Below are 12,977 nucleotides of genomic sequence, written 5' to 3'. Positions count from 1 at the left end.
GCTAAGATGTTTGACAAGATCCTGATCGCCAATCGCGGCGAAATCGCGCTGCGCGTCATCCGCGCGTGCCGCGAAATGGGGATCGCCTCTGTCGCGGTCCATTCCACCGCCGATTCGGACGCGATGCATGTGCGCATGGCCGATGAATCCGTGTGCATCGGCCCGCCCTCGTCGACGCAAAGTTATCTGTCCGTGCCCGCCATCGTGGCGGCCTGTGAAATCACCGGCGCGCAGGCGATCCATCCGGGCTACGGGTTCTTGTCGGAAAACGCGGCCTTCGTGCAGGTGCTTGAAGATCACGGCATTACCTTTATCGGCCCCTCGGCGGCCCATATCCGCCTTATGGGCGATAAGATCACCGCCAAGGAAACCGCGAAAAAGCTGGGTATTCCAGTGGTTCCGGGCTCGGCTGCGGGTGTTCCAGATGTCGAGACGGCGAAAAAAGAAGCCGCCGCGATGGGCTATCCGGTGATCATCAAGGCGACCGCCGGGGGTGGCGGGCGCGGCATGAAGGTTGCCGCTGACGAGGCCGCGCTGGAAAGCGCGTTTCGCACCGCGCGTGCCGAGGCGAAATCGGCCTTTGGCAATGACGAAGTCTATATGGAGAAATATCTCCAGAGGCCGCGTCATATCGAAGTGCAGGTCTTTGGCGATGGCAAGGACCGCGGCGTGCATCTGGGAGAGCGCGACTGCTCGTTGCAGCGGCGCCACCAGAAAGTGCTCGAAGAGGCCCCCGGCCCCTCGATCACGCCCGAAGAGCGCGCCCGGATCGGCGGCATTTGCGCCGATGCGATTGGCAAAATGGGCTATTCCGGTGCAGGCACGATCGAGTTTCTCTATGAGGATGGCGAGTTCTATTTCATCGAGATGAACACCCGCTTGCAGGTCGAACATCCCGTCACCGAGGCGATTTTCGGCGTCGATCTGGTGCGCCAGCAAATCAAGATCGCGGCCGGCGAGCCGATGGAGTTCGAGCAGGACAAGCTCTCGATTCGCGGTCACGCCATCGAGGTGCGTATCAACGCCGAGAAGCTGCCCAATTTCACGCCCTGCCCCGGCAAAATCACGCATTATCATGCGCCCGGCGGTCTTGGCGTGCGCATGGATAGCGCGCTGTATGACGGCTACACGATCCCGCCCTATTACGACAGCTTGATCGGCAAGCTGATCGTGCACGGGCGCGACCGTCATGAGGCGTTGCAACGGCTGTATCGCGCGCTGGGAGAGCTGATCGTGGATGGGGTCGACACGACCGTGCCGCTATTCAACGCGCTTCTGGCAGAACCCGATATTCAGGCTGGGGATTACTCGATCCACTGGCTCGAAAAATGGCTTGAAAAGAACCTGTAAGCAGCACGAACGAGACTGAAAGCGCCCCCGTTTCGGGGGCGTTTTTTATTTCGGGATCAACAGGCAGGTGCCGCGTCTTTTGGGCTGATCGGCAGGGCGATAATAATCGCCGACAAATTTGCGCTTGCCCGCCCCGATCGCGTTCCAATCAAGCCAATGGCAATCGTAATCGAGCACATCAGCCATTGCCTCCATCGCCGGGAAGGACGGAATGCCGATCAGCGCCTTTTCCTGCCCTTCAATCTGGGGAATCGAGTTCAGTTCGTTATCCGTGCGCTCGCGCACCAGCATGATGACTTGTCCGGGCCGCTGCGCAAATTCGCTGTCCACGATCACCAGTTCCGGGCCAAGTTTGCGCACCAGTTGGAACAGGCGGAAATGGTCCATGACGTGGTACAGAATCCCCAAAACCCCAACGATATCAAAGCGTTCGCCCGCGTCGATCAGCTTTTGCATACCGTCGTAAATATCGTCGCAAATCAGCGTCACCTTCTCGCGCAGATGGGCACGGGGGAATTCGTCGAAACGGTCGATCAGCTCTTGGCGACCCTCGATCCCAACGACTTCGCGCGCACCAGCCGCTGCAAACGCATAGGCCCAACGCCCGTCATGCGCGGCAAGATCGAGCACGCGCTTGCCCGCAATCTGATCTTCGAGCGGCTTGATAATCACCTTGTGGCGCAGGTTCATACGGTCCACCGTGCCCGGATCATCCGCATAGCGCCCGATCTCGGGCAGGAAATCATAGAAACCCATATTTGCGCTCGGCCTCGCTCTGGTTCATCTTGGGGGCACCCTATGCGTAACGGGAAAAACGGGCAAGAAAATGACGGACAGGTTGAGCGCGCAACTTCTGCTGACAGGCTATGCGCAAGGCATTTTCCCGATGGCCGAAAGCCGCGAGGCGACACAGCTTCACTGGTTTGACCCCGCTCAGCGCGGAATCATGCCCTTGGAGAATTTCCACATTTCACGCTCTCTTGCGAAGGAAATTCGCCGCGCCGATTTCACTATTTCAACCAATCGCGCATTCCGCGCCGTGGTGGAGGGCTGTGCGGATCGCGATGAGACATGGATTAACGGGCCGCTTTTTGCGCTCTATGACGATCTGCACGCCGCCGGTTATGCCCATTCGGTCGAGGTCTGGCAGGGCGCGGATCTGGTTGGCGGGCTGTTTGGCATCACATTGGGGGGCGCGTTTTTTGGCGAAAGCATGTTTTCCGCGCGCAAAAGCGGGTCAAAAATCGCGATTGCCTTCACAGTGGATCGGCTGCGTCAGGCGGGGTTTTCACTGTTTGACACGCAATATATCACGCCGCATCTGGCCAGCCTTGGCGGGATTGAAATTGCGCGGGTCGAGTATCGCGCGCGATTGGCAAAAGCCCTGCTGCAGAACGCCGATTTCACGGCGCCCGAAATCCCGACGCCTCAATTGCTGGTGCAGCGCACAACCCAAACGTCATAACGGGGATGATCCAGCGCCGAGAGTGCGGGGCTTGAGGCGATCATCCAACCTGAAAAATCGGGTTGCGGCTTGGCAGCCTCGGTGATCGTCAGGAACGCATAGGCATCAGAAGACGGATCATCGACCGGATAGCGACATTCGCGCAAGGTGATGGAAATAAATCCGAATTTGACACTCTGCCCGACCTTCATCTCGATATCCGAGGTCGTGCCCGCCACCTTATCCAGACCGCGCAGCATCGCCCCCGTACCATCGGCCAGCCCGCGCGCGGGTTCGGCTTGCGGGATCTGATCGTCAGGCGTGGCGTCGGGCAGCAATTCCTGCGCCCCGGCCATGCCGGGCAGTAGCATCAAAGCCACGATCAATGCGCGGATCATTGCGCCTCCTCCTGCGTGCCGCCACCGGCGAATTTCAGCATCAGGTTCAGCACCGAAACCGCGCTTTGCGTGTCCAGAATTTCATCTCCAGGCTTGAGATCATCCATCGCGCCGCCGGGGATCAGCTCAATGTAGTTGCTCCCCATCAGCCCGTCTTGCGTCACTGCAATCACCGTATCCTCGGGCAGTTTCACGCTGTCTTTGACCGTGATCGTGGTGTCGGCGAAAAAGGTTTTCGGGTTCAGCGCCACGTCGGTCACCGTGCCCACCTTGACCCCCGCAAGCCGCACATCGGTGCCTGCAATCACGCCGCCAATCGAGCGGAAAGAGGCATGCAGCGGATAGCTACCGCCTTCGGGGCCAAGCCCGATTCCGCGCCCGGCCCAGACCAGAAAGCCCAGCGCCACGACCAGCACAACGGCCCCGGTCACGATCTCGGTGCGGTTCTCAGACATTGCCGTCCCCTGCAATTATTTGGGTTGCCACGCCTCGTAGTCGCGCCGCTCAACAGGTTGCGCCAAGCGAATCGAACCGGGGGGCACATAGGCCGCGGCCGTGCCGGTGTGGTTTTCCTGATGCGGCTTTTCCCAAACCTTATGGGCAAAGGGCTGCTCGGTCGGCGGCTCGTCATAGGTGAAATGCATCCAGCCATGCCAATCCGGGGGGATGCGGCTGGCCTCGATCACACCGTTATAGATCACCCAGCGTTTCTTGTCGTCGCGCGAGTGATAATAGATGTTGCCCTGCGCGTCCTCACCTACCTTAACGCCCTTGCGCGCGGTGAACAATTGCGTGCCAAGCGTTTGACCGTTCCACCAAGTCAGAAGCCGAAGCAGAAATTTCATGGGACACCCTCCGCGATCTGTCCTGACCGTTATATCCTTTGACGCGGCAAGGTCCAGTGTCCAAGCCATTTCAGGATGCGTTGGAAGGAGAAATCGGCGCGGAAATTCGTCGCTTGCGAATGGCACGCATCGCTGGACGCTCTACCAAGTGCCACGACAGGACCGCGAGAGCGAGCGTGATCGGCGCAGCAAGCGCAATATTGGTGATGGGGTCCATATCGCCCTTGATCGCGACGACCATGCCCTGAACGGGAAAAGCGTAAACATACGTCCCGTAGGAATAATCGCCCAGACGATTCCAACCACGCAGCGCTCCTGTTTCCATGCCAGCCAGCCAGCCAAAGTGCGGCGTATGATATCGCAAGCGCCATCGTGAGATAGCCCAATGGCCCGGAAATACTCAGGCCCGCCAAAACGATGAGGACAGCTGCAATGACGGGCGAACTTGGAAGGCGCTCACGCGCAAGATAGAGCCCCATTCCGAAAAAGAAGGGCAGCCCCGGATACCACAGTGACCGCAATGCGTGCGCGCCAGAAAAGCTTGCATCACCGCTTTGAGATATCGCGAAAAGCCCAAATCCGCAGACCAGCACAAGCAAAAGCGGGCGACGAAAAAGCCCAAGCATTCCAAGCAGCGCGACGAGGATATAGAGGCGCATCTCGACTGGTAGCGTCCAAAGCGAGCCCTGCACGGTTTGGTAAGGGTTAGAGGCAAACACACCAGGCAGTTGATACTCAAGCTTCAGAAGGCTGGCATTCCCGAGAAATGCTTGCCAAGTTTTCGCCGCGCCAAAATATTCTGTCAGCGAAACCTGCGTAAAAATCGGCCCTAAAATGAAGGTTACCAAGGCGATTGAAACGATCAAGCCAGGATAGATCCGCGCGATGCGGGCGCGAAAGTAGGGCCAAAGTCCCGTCGATCGCTCGAAACTTGCGGTGATCAGAAACCCCGAGATCGCGAAGAAGGTGAAGACGGAAAGGGCGCCAAGGCTGAAACCGGTCGTTGCTTTAAAGGGTTCGATGGCCTGCGGGCCAAGTGCGATTGGCCACGCGTGCGAGACGAGCACGCATAGCGCTGCGATCAACCGCATCAGGTTGAGATTATTCTCATGCCCCGTCGCCAGCGGCGCAAAGCTCTGCCTCATCACGCTGCCCGTTTCTTAAGTGTTATTGCCGCGACCCTAGGTCAAATCATTTATCTGGAAAAGAAATTTGCGCAAAATAAAAGGCGAGCCGAAGCCCGCCTTTGTAAAACCTGTCATTCGAAGGGCTCAGCTTGCTGATTTGCCTTCTTTCTTTTTGTCGGCGTAGATCATCAGCGGCTTGGCATCCGATTGCGTGACCGCTTCTTCGTTGACCACCACTTCTTCGACGTCATCCAGACCGGGCAGTTCGAACATGGTATCCAGCAGGATATCTTCCATGATCGAGCGCAAGCCCCGCGCGCCAGTTTTACGTTCGATCGCGCGTTTGGCGATCGCCGCCAGCGAATCATCGGTGAAGGTCAGGTTCACGCCCTCAATGTCGAACAGGCGCTGGTATTGTTTGACCAAAGCGTTTTTCGGCCCCGTCAGAATTGTCACCAGCGCGTCGGCATCCAGATCGGTCAGCGTTGCAATCACCGGCAGACGCCCGACGAATTCCGGGATCAAACCGAACTTCAGCAGATCTTCGGGCTCGAGATCCATGAAGATCTCGCCCACGCCGCGGCTGTCTTTTTCCTTCACATCCGCGCCAAAGCCCATCGCCGAGCCCTTGCCGCGCTGCGCGATGATCCGGTCAAGACCGGCAAACGCTCCGCCGCAGATGAACAGGATGTTGGTCGTGTCCACTTGCAGGAATTCCTGCTGGGGATGCTTGCGCCCGCCTTGTGGCGGCACCGAGGCCACGGTGCCTTCCATGATTTTCAGAAGCGCCTGCTGCACCCCCTCCCCCGACACGTCGCGTGTAATCGAGGGGTTGTCAGACTTGCGCGTGATTTTGTCGACCTCGTCAATATAGACGATGCCGCGCTGCGCCCGTTCGACGTTATATTCGCTGGCTTGCAGCAATTTCAGGATGATGTTTTCCACATCTTCCCCGACATACCCCGCCTCGGTCAGCGTGGTCGCATCGGCCATCGTGAAGGGCACATCCAGAATCCGCGCCAGCGTTTGCGCCAGCAGCGTCTTGCCGCAGCCGGTCGGGCCAATCAGCAGGATGTTGGATTTCGCCAGCTCGATATCGGTTTTCGAACCGTGGTTAAGCCGTTTGTAGTGGTTATGCACCGCAACCGAAAGCACGCGCTTGGCGTGTTCCTGCCCGATCACATAATCATCGAGAACCTTGCAAATATCGCGCGGCGTGGGCACGCCATCGGTGGTTTTCAGCCCCGCCGATTTCGTTTCCTCGCGGATAATATCCATGCACAGCTCGACGCATTCATCACAGATGAACACCGTCGGGCCCGCGATCAGCTTGCGGACCTCATGCTGGCTCTTGCCGCAAAACGAGCAATAGAGCGTGTTCTTGCTGTCGGAGCCGTTCGAGTTCGCCATCTAAAACCTCTGCGCTGCCCGGCCATCCGGGCTATTTCGGGGGCCTGTCCTGGTCAGACTAAGACAGGCCACCCGCTACCTCAATGTCAAATTCGCGGGTCAGCTAAGCCCCGAGATCACTTTTCGCCTTCGCTCGGGGTGCGGCTTTCAAGAATTTCATCGATCAAACCCCATTTTTTGGCGTCTTCTGCGGACATGAAATTGTCACGCTCAAGCGCCGCCTCGACAGTTTCATAGTCATTGCCGGTATGTTTGACGTAGATCTCGTTCAGACGACGCTTAAGTTTTTCGGTCTCGCGCGCGTGAATCATGATGTCGGTCGCCTGACCCTGATAGCCACCCGAGGGCTGGTGGACCATCACGCGGCTGTTGGGCAGCGAGAATCGCATATCTTTTTCGCCCGCCGTCAGCAGCAGCGAGCCCATCGAAGCCGCCTGCCCGATCACCAAGGTCGAGATCTTGGGTTTGATATATTGCATCGTGTCATAAATCGACAGGCCCGAGGTCACGACACCACCGGGGCTATTGATATACATCGCGATTTCCTTGTTCGGGTTTTCCGCCTCAAGGAACAGAAGCTGGGCGCAAATCAGCGTCGACATGCCGTCATGCACCGGGCCGGATAGGAAAATGATGCGCTCTTTGAGGAGGCGCGAGAAGATGTCATAGGCGCGTTCGCCGCGCGACGTCTGCTCGACCACCATAGGCACCAGCGTGTTCATGTAAAAGTCTTGGGGGTCTTTCATCGAGATGCCCTTCCTAGGTGTCTTTGCAAATTCCATAGCCTCAGTTCTTTACAGAAGTCTTAGTGACGCGGGCAAAGCGCTGCAAGGGCGCGCAAGCATTCGTTTTCGCATGGCGGGGTTAATCTATTGCTAACGCCTGTGATGCATAAGGGATTGCAGGGGCACAGTTAACGCGGGGTGATCCTATGCACGGGGCGATTTCTGACCTTGGCGCGCAGGCGGAAAATTTGCGCAAACCTGCCTGCCGTTACGAATCGCTGGGCAGCACTTGGGCGGCGGTGCTTGCCTGATCTGCCTGCGCCGCCTGCACATGGCCCTCCCCTGCACGATACCATTTGCGGATCGCGGCGCGTTCCTGTGGCTCCATGAAACTCAGATTGCCGGGGGGCATCGCGTCGCTCAGCCCGGCTTGCAGATAAATCTCGCGCGCGGCCGCAGCCACTTCGCGCGGGGTTTCAAGATGAATGCCCTTCGGCGCGCGCCCGATACCGTCAAAGCCCGGCTCGGAGGCGTGACACATCGAACAGCGCCCCATCACGATATCGCTGACATCCTCAAAGCCCGGCGCTGCGGCAAAGCGCGCCTCGGCCGGGGTCAGCATCGCCATACCATCATCGTCGCTGCCCATGTCCGGCTTGGGGATTGCTGACAGCCAGATGATCAGCCCAAAGATCACCGCCGTCACGCCCCACGTCCACCACGGGCTGCCCTTATGGGCGTGATGCGTGTTGAAGAAATGGCGGATCGTCACCCCCATCAAAAAAATCAGCGAGGCGATCAACCAGTTGTATTGGCTCGCAAATGCCAGCGGGTAGTGGTTCGAAAGCATCAGAAAGATCACCGGCAGGGTGAGGTAGTTGTTATGGGTCGAGCGCTGCTTGGCGATCTTGCCGTATTTCGGATCGGGCGCGCGCCCCGCCTTAAGGTCGGCCACCACGATACGCTGGTTCGGCATGATGATCAAAAACACATTCGCAGTCATGATCGTGGCGGTGAATGCACCCAGATGCAGCAAGGCGGCACGGCCCGAAAACACCTGCGTGTAGCCCCAAGCCATCGCCACCAAAATCACGTAAAGCCCCAGCATCAGGCGGGTATTATCCTCGCCAAAGCGCGACTTGCAGATCAGATCATACGCGATCCAGCCAAACAGCAGAGAGCCCGCCGAGATCGCCACCGCTTGCCAGACGCTCAGGTCCATCACGCGCGGATCAATCAGGAAAAACTGCGCCTGCATCCAGTACAGCAGAATCAGCATCGCAAATCCTGACAGCCATGTGGCGTAGCTTTCCCATTTGAACCATGTCAGCCGGCTTGGCATCTGCTCGGGCGCGACCATGTATTTCTGGATGTGGTAAAACCCGCCGCCATGCACCTGCCACGCGGCCCCGGTCACGCCTTTGGGCGCGCCGGATTCGGGCGTCAGCCCCAGATCGAGCGCGATAAAGTAAAACGACGAGCCGATCCACGCGATCGCCGTGATCACATGCAGCCAGCGCACCGCAAATTGCACCCATTCCATCCAGAAAGTGTAGTCCATCATCCGCCTCTCATTTGCGCCAGAGTTTCCCAAGCTCGGCGCAAGCGCAAGCCAAGCCGGCGCGCAAATGGGCAAAAATTGTCCATCTGCTCAAATCTTTGGCGCGCCTAGCTGCCGCGATAGGTCGAATAGCCGTAAGGCGACAGCAGCAAAGGCACGTGGTAATGCGCCTGCGGATCGGCCATGCCAAAGCGGATCGGCACTTGATCGAGGAATAGCGGATCTTCGACCGCCTGACCGCTCGCGCGCAGATAGTCGCCTGCGTGAAAGACCAGCTCGTAACTGCCAGTGGCGAAAGTCTCGGAGGGCAGGATCGGGCTGTCGGTGCGCCCGTCTACATTGCTCACCATCTGCGCGACCGCCTCGCGCCGATCCCCCGACAGGCGAAAAAGTTCAATGCACAAACCCGCCGCCGGACAGCCGCGCGCCGTATCCAAAACATGTGTCGTCAGATATCCCGCCATCGTTGTGTGCATCCCTTCTTGAAAACCGCCCTCACTATGTCCCGCACGATGGCGCGATGACAAGTTACAGAATGCTCACCGGAAGTTGCGTTTTCGCGCGCTTGATCGCGCGGAAGCGGTTCCTAGGTGTCATAACAGTTTAATAAAAGCGTCTCCTTCACGTCATGCTCAGACGTCATTCGGGCGATGCGAGTATGATTGAGAGAGCCATGTCCCCTTTGTTCTCCTCAGCAGCCACCCCGTCCCCGCCCGAAACCGGCGCGTCGCACCGGTGTCGCGTCCCTCAAGCCTACGCACGAGTGCGCAATTCTAGCGGGCGGGTCAGATTTCCGAGCCCCTTTTTCCAATCCGGAGCCGCCCGATGACCGTTTCCGCCCGTCCTGCCAAACCCGTCCGCCGCACGCAGTATCGCACGCTATTCCTGTCGGATTTTCACCTTGGCGCGCGGGGCTGCCGGCCCGGTCCGATCCTTGAATTTCTGCGCGCCAGCGAGGCAGAGACGATCTATCTGGTGGGCGATATTCTGGACCTGTGGCATGGCGGCAAAGTGCAGTGGACAAACGCGCAAACGGAGATCCTCAACGAGCTGGAGCGGCGCGCGGCACAAGGCACGCGGGTGGTGTATCTGCCGGGCAACCACGATGCCTCAATGCGTGGGCCGGGGATGAGTTTTCTCAATTTTGAGCTGGCCGAGCGGGTGGTGCATTACGGCGCAGACGGGCAGCGCTATCTGGTGATCCACGGCGATCAATGCGACGGGCGGATCTTGCGCTGGCACGCGATGACGCGGTTTGGCAGCCGAATGGACGGCCTGTTTCGCGGGCTTGATGCGTGGCTGCGCCGCCGCATGGGGCGTTCCGAAACCGAGCATAGCGTGATCGAACTGGCGATTTCGGGCGTGAATTCGCTGCTGTCACGCGGTGAGGGCCATGAGCGTCGCCTCACCGCTTTGGCCCGTGAGACAGAGGCGGATGGCATCATCTGCGGTCACTCCCACAAGCCTGCGCTGCGTGATCTGGACGGGCTGACCTATGCCAATTGCGGCGATTGGGTCGATAGCCTGACGGCTTTGACCGAGGATCACTCGGGCGCGCTGCAATTGCTGGAATGGCGCGCTGCGCGTCAGGTCCAACATCAGGCTGCGCCGCTGACACAGGACGCCACGCTGGCGCGGGTGCGCGCATGAGCGTTCTCGCGATCATTCTCATCGCCTTTCTGGGTCTGACCTTTGCGATCCATCTGGCGACCTCTGCGATGGTCGCGCGGCGCAGCCTGCGCGCGCCCCGCCCCGTTCCCACCGCGCTGCCCAAGATCGCGCTGCTGCGCCCGGTTTGCGGGGTGGATCCGTTTGATGATGAAACGCTGGGCTCGTCCTTCATCCTTGATTATCCCGATTTCGAGGTGATCTTTTGCGCCCCCTCGGCTTCCGATCCGGCCTGCGATTTGGTGCGCGATCTGATGGCGCGCCACCCGCTGGTCAACGCCCGGCTTCTGACCGGTCTGGATGCCGTCTCGGGCAATCCCAAGCTCAACAATCTGCACAAAGGTCTGGCGGCGACGGATGCGCAATGGCTGGCGATGGCCGATAGCAATTTGCTGCTCCCGCCCGATTATCTGCAACAATTGCTGGCGGAATGGCGCCCCGGTACCGGGCTGGTTTCAGGCCCTCCGGTGGGTCAGCGTGCCAGCAATCTTTGGGGCGCGGTTGAAGCGGGTTTTCTCAACACCAATCAGGCGCGCTGGCAGTTGGCAGCCGATGATCTGGGCTTTGGCTTTGCGCAGGGCAAGTCCTTGTTCTGGAACCGCGACATCTTGATGAAAGGGGGCGGGTTTGCGGCCCTCGGGCGCAATATGGCCGAAGACGTCGCCGCCACCAAACTGGTGCGCGATCAGGGGCTGCATGTGCGCTTGACCCGCCATCTGTTTGCCCAACCCATCGGCTCGCGCCAGCCCCGCGCCGTCTGGGAGCGCCAATTGCGCTGGTCAAAAGTGCGCCGCGACGGGTTTATCGCGATCTTTGCCGCCGAGATCGCGCAAGGCCCCGCCCTGCCCTTTGCCGCCGCGATCACACTGGTCGCGATGGATGTCTTGCCTGTATTGTCCCTGCCGGTTCTGTTTGTGCTGTGGTATGGCGTGGAATGGGTGCTGGCGCGGGTTGCGGGCTGGTCGGCGGGCTGGCGCGATCTGGCGGCCTGGATGATCCGCGACGCGATGCTGCCTGCACTCTGGTTGATGACTTGGAAAGATCGGCAATTTACATGGCGCGGCAATGAGATGTCCCATACCGAAGTCACCACTGGTCCCTGACGCATGATCGGGCTTGAGACGATTACCGTGCTGATGGCCAAGCACGGGCTTGCGGTGGTTGCCCCGATTGCGGTGCTGGAAGGGCCGATCGTGACGGTGATCGCCGCGTGGCTGGCCAGCCAACATCTGTTTTCCGTCTGGAGCGTGACGGTCGTCGTTATCCTCGCTGATCTGGTGGGCGATATCGGGCTGTATGCGCTGGGGCGATGGGGGCTGCATCGCCTGCCCGCGCGCTGGCGAAACAAGCTGGGGCTGAACCGCGAGCGGCTTTTGCGCAACGGGCGTCATTTTCGCGACAAGGGCGTGCGCACGCTGCTGTTTGGCAAATGGACCCATTCGGCGGGCGCTCCGGTGTTGGTGGCGGCAGGCGTCGCGCGGATGAATTTCTGGGTATTCGCGGGCACGAACCTGATCGCGACGATCCCGAAATCGCTGCTGTTTGTTGCCTTGGGCTACCAGCTTGGCGCCTATTACGGCAGTATCGACAATTGGATCGCGCGCGCCTCGCTGATCGCGCTGGGGCTGATCGTTCTGGGCGGCGTGATCTGGTATTTCAGACGAAAGAAGCACCCCGCATGACGCAAATCAGCTGCATCATCCCCGCTTATAACGAGGCCCCCCGGATTGCCGCCGTGCTGCAAACTGTGCTCGCGCATCGCCAAATCTTCCAAGTGATCGTGGTGGATGACGGATCAAGCGATGACACTGCGCAGATCGCCGAAAGTTATCAGCGCGCGCATCCCCATCTGCACGTGATCCGCCAAAGCCAGAATGGCGGCAAAACAGCAGCGGTCGCGGCAGGGATCGCGGCCAGCACGGGTAGCCATGTAATGTTGCTTGATAGCGATCTTTTGGGGCTGGGTACGGGCGATCTTGGCGCGTTGATTGCCCCTGTAGCGTCGGGCGCGGCGGATGTCTCGATCAGCCTGCGCCGCAACGCCCCGCGGCTTTGGCGGATGATCGGGCTCGATTACATCTCGGGCGAGCGGGTGCTGGCGCGCGATCTGCTGGCCGAGCGGCTTGATCAATTGCACGCCCTGCCCCGTTTCGGGCTTGAGGTATTTATGAACCGGCTTTGGATCGCACAATCTGCGCGCATTGCCGTCGTGGCGTGGCCCGGTGTCGACAGCCCGATGAAATACGCCAAGCTTGGCACTTGGCGCAAAGGTCTGGCGGCGGATGCCAAGATGATGCGCGATATCTTTCGCACCATCACGCCTGCGCAATCGCTGCGCCAGGTATTGACGATGCGCGGGCTGCGGGTGTCCACTCGCATCCAACCTCACGCGCAAACCCAAGCGGAACGAAACCCACGCTAAAGGGTTAGATCTCGCAACTCGCCAAAC

General features: G+C 59.6%; 15 protein-coding genes. 6 read left to right on the top strand and 9 right to left on the bottom strand.

Annotation, left to right across the window (positions count from 1 at the left end; all coding sequences use genetic code 11):
• Positions 1 to 6 precede the first annotated feature (6 nt).
• Positions 7 to 1,350: an acetyl-CoA carboxylase biotin carboxylase subunit gene (gene accC, locus DT23_RS06630; protein WP_038129649.1), complete on the top strand. Its 1,344-nt coding sequence runs from the start codon at positions 7 to 9 to the stop codon at positions 1,348 to 1,350.
• 45 nt (positions 1,351 to 1,395) lie between these two features.
• On the opposite strand, the gene DT23_RS06625 is transcribed toward accC, so the two are convergent.
• On the bottom strand, positions 1,396 to 2,106 hold the full coding sequence (locus DT23_RS06625) for a DUF1698 domain-containing protein (RefSeq protein ID WP_038129647.1): 711 nt from the start codon (positions 2,104 to 2,106) through the stop codon (positions 1,396 to 1,398).
• A 70-nt stretch (positions 2,107 to 2,176) separates the two neighbouring features.
• Between DT23_RS06625 and aat the strand changes: the two genes are divergently transcribed.
• A complete protein-coding gene (gene aat, locus DT23_RS06620; protein WP_038129644.1) occupies positions 2,177 to 2,815 on the top strand; it encodes a leucyl/phenylalanyl-tRNA--protein transferase in 639 nt (212 codons plus the stop codon).
• Here aat and DT23_RS06615 read toward each other — a convergent pair.
• The 8 genes from DT23_RS06615 to uraH form a co-directional block, all read right to left on the bottom strand.
• Positions 2,779 to 3,192 (bottom strand): DUF2155 domain-containing protein, encoded by a 414-nt coding sequence (locus DT23_RS06615; RefSeq protein ID WP_051697092.1) that lies wholly within the window; start codon positions 3,190 to 3,192, stop codon positions 2,779 to 2,781. The two genes, aat and DT23_RS06615, sit on opposite strands and share 37 nt — an antisense overlap.
• A complete protein-coding gene (gene mlaD / locus DT23_RS06610) occupies positions 3,189 to 3,647 on the bottom strand; it encodes an outer membrane lipid asymmetry maintenance protein MlaD (protein ID WP_038129642.1) in 459 nt (152 codons plus the stop codon). The genes DT23_RS06615 and mlaD overlap by 4 nt, the downstream gene beginning before the upstream one ends.
• Positions 3,648 to 3,662: 15 nt before the next feature.
• Entirely contained in the window at positions 3,663 to 4,037 is a 375-nt protein-coding gene (locus tag DT23_RS06605; protein ID WP_038129640.1) for an NADH:ubiquinone oxidoreductase subunit NDUFA12, read from the bottom strand.
• A 29-nt stretch (positions 4,038 to 4,066) separates the two neighbouring features.
• Positions 4,067 to 5,182, bottom strand: a complete 1,116-nt coding sequence (locus DT23_RS06600) for an acyltransferase family protein (protein ID WP_051697091.1) — start codon at positions 5,180 to 5,182, stop codon at positions 4,067 to 4,069.
• Between the two features lie 126 nt (positions 5,183 to 5,308).
• Positions 5,309 to 6,574, bottom strand: a complete 1,266-nt coding sequence (clpX, locus tag DT23_RS06595) for an ATP-dependent Clp protease ATP-binding subunit ClpX (protein ID WP_038129637.1) — start codon at positions 6,572 to 6,574, stop codon at positions 5,309 to 5,311.
• A gap of 116 nt (positions 6,575 to 6,690) precedes the next feature.
• Positions 6,691 to 7,320, bottom strand: coding sequence for an ATP-dependent Clp protease proteolytic subunit (locus DT23_RS06590; RefSeq protein ID WP_038129633.1), 630 nt, complete (start codon positions 7,318 to 7,320; stop codon positions 6,691 to 6,693).
• Between the two features lie 247 nt (positions 7,321 to 7,567).
• The gene (locus DT23_RS06585) at positions 7,568 to 8,863 is read right to left on the bottom strand and encodes a urate hydroxylase PuuD (protein ID WP_081846962.1); all 1,296 of its coding nucleotides are present in this window, start codon (positions 8,861 to 8,863) and stop codon (positions 7,568 to 7,570) included.
• 104 nt (positions 8,864 to 8,967) lie between these two features.
• The gene (uraH, locus tag DT23_RS06580) at positions 8,968 to 9,324 is read right to left on the bottom strand and encodes a hydroxyisourate hydrolase (RefSeq protein WP_038129954.1); all 357 of its coding nucleotides are present in this window, start codon (positions 9,322 to 9,324) and stop codon (positions 8,968 to 8,970) included.
• A 361-nt stretch (positions 9,325 to 9,685) separates the two neighbouring features.
• Here uraH and DT23_RS06575 point away from each other — a divergent pair, with 361 nt between their 5' ends.
• The 4 genes from DT23_RS06575 to DT23_RS06560 are packed head-to-tail and all read left to right on the top strand — an operon-like array spanning position 9,686 to position 12,950.
• Positions 9,686 to 10,510, top strand: a complete 825-nt coding sequence (locus tag DT23_RS06575; protein WP_081846961.1) for a UDP-2,3-diacylglucosamine diphosphatase — start codon at positions 9,686 to 9,688, stop codon at positions 10,508 to 10,510.
• On the top strand, positions 10,507 to 11,631 hold the full coding sequence (locus DT23_RS06570) for a ceramide glucosyltransferase (protein WP_038129631.1): 1,125 nt from the start codon (positions 10,507 to 10,509) through the stop codon (positions 11,629 to 11,631). Before DT23_RS06575 ends, DT23_RS06570 begins: the two co-directional genes overlap by 4 nt.
• Positions 11,632 to 11,634: 3 nt before the next feature.
• Positions 11,635 to 12,210, top strand: coding sequence for a DedA family protein (locus DT23_RS06565; RefSeq protein WP_038129628.1), 576 nt, complete (start codon positions 11,635 to 11,637; stop codon positions 12,208 to 12,210).
• Positions 12,207 to 12,950 (top strand): glycosyltransferase family 2 protein, encoded by a 744-nt coding sequence (locus DT23_RS06560; protein WP_038129626.1) that lies wholly within the window; start codon positions 12,207 to 12,209, stop codon positions 12,948 to 12,950. Before DT23_RS06565 ends, DT23_RS06560 begins: the two co-directional genes overlap by 4 nt.
• Positions 12,951 to 12,977: the final 27 nt, after the last annotated feature.

The sequence above is a fragment of the Thioclava indica genome (assembly GCF_000714545.1).
Classification (GTDB): domain Bacteria; phylum Pseudomonadota; class Alphaproteobacteria; order Rhodobacterales; family Rhodobacteraceae; genus Thioclava; species Thioclava indica.
This window is presented reverse-complemented; position numbering and strand designations above follow the sequence as displayed.

Bases quoted from the DNA above. Each gene is read 5' to 3' on its own strand.
- accC (WP_038129649.1), top strand. From the start codon at position 7: ATGTTTGACAAGATCCTGATCGCCAATCGCGGCGAAATCGCGCTGCGC.
- DT23_RS06625 (WP_038129647.1), bottom strand. From the start codon at position 2,106: ATGGGTTTCTATGATTTCCTGCCCGAGATCGGGCGCTATGCGGATGAT.
- aat (WP_038129644.1), top strand. From the start codon at position 2,177: ATGACGGACAGGTTGAGCGCGCAACTTCTGCTGACAGGCTATGCGCAA.
- DT23_RS06615 (WP_051697092.1), bottom strand. From the start codon at position 3,192: ATGATCCGCGCATTGATCGTGGCTTTGATGCTACTGCCCGGCATGGCC.
- mlaD (WP_038129642.1), bottom strand. From the start codon at position 3,647: ATGTCTGAGAACCGCACCGAGATCGTGACCGGGGCCGTTGTGCTGGTC.
- DT23_RS06605 (WP_038129640.1), bottom strand. From the start codon at position 4,037: ATGAAATTTCTGCTTCGGCTTCTGACTTGGTGGAACGGTCAAACGCTT.
- DT23_RS06600 (WP_051697091.1), bottom strand. From the start codon at position 5,182: ATGAGGCAGAGCTTTGCGCCGCTGGCGACGGGGCATGAGAATAATCTC.
- clpX (WP_038129637.1), bottom strand. From the start codon at position 6,574: ATGGCGAACTCGAACGGCTCCGACAGCAAGAACACGCTCTATTGCTCG.
- DT23_RS06590 (WP_038129633.1), bottom strand. From the start codon at position 7,320: ATGAAAGACCCCCAAGACTTTTACATGAACACGCTGGTGCCTATGGTG.
- DT23_RS06585 (WP_081846962.1), bottom strand. From the start codon at position 8,863: ATGATGGACTACACTTTCTGGATGGAATGGGTGCAATTTGCGGTGCGC.
- uraH (WP_038129954.1), bottom strand. From the start codon at position 9,324: ATGGCGGGATATCTGACGACACATGTTTTGGATACGGCGCGCGGCTGT.
- DT23_RS06575 (WP_081846961.1), top strand. From the start codon at position 9,686: ATGACCGTTTCCGCCCGTCCTGCCAAACCCGTCCGCCGCACGCAGTAT.
- DT23_RS06570 (WP_038129631.1), top strand. From the start codon at position 10,507: ATGAGCGTTCTCGCGATCATTCTCATCGCCTTTCTGGGTCTGACCTTT.
- DT23_RS06565 (WP_038129628.1), top strand. From the start codon at position 11,635: ATGATCGGGCTTGAGACGATTACCGTGCTGATGGCCAAGCACGGGCTT.
- DT23_RS06560 (WP_038129626.1), top strand. From the start codon at position 12,207: ATGACGCAAATCAGCTGCATCATCCCCGCTTATAACGAGGCCCCCCGG.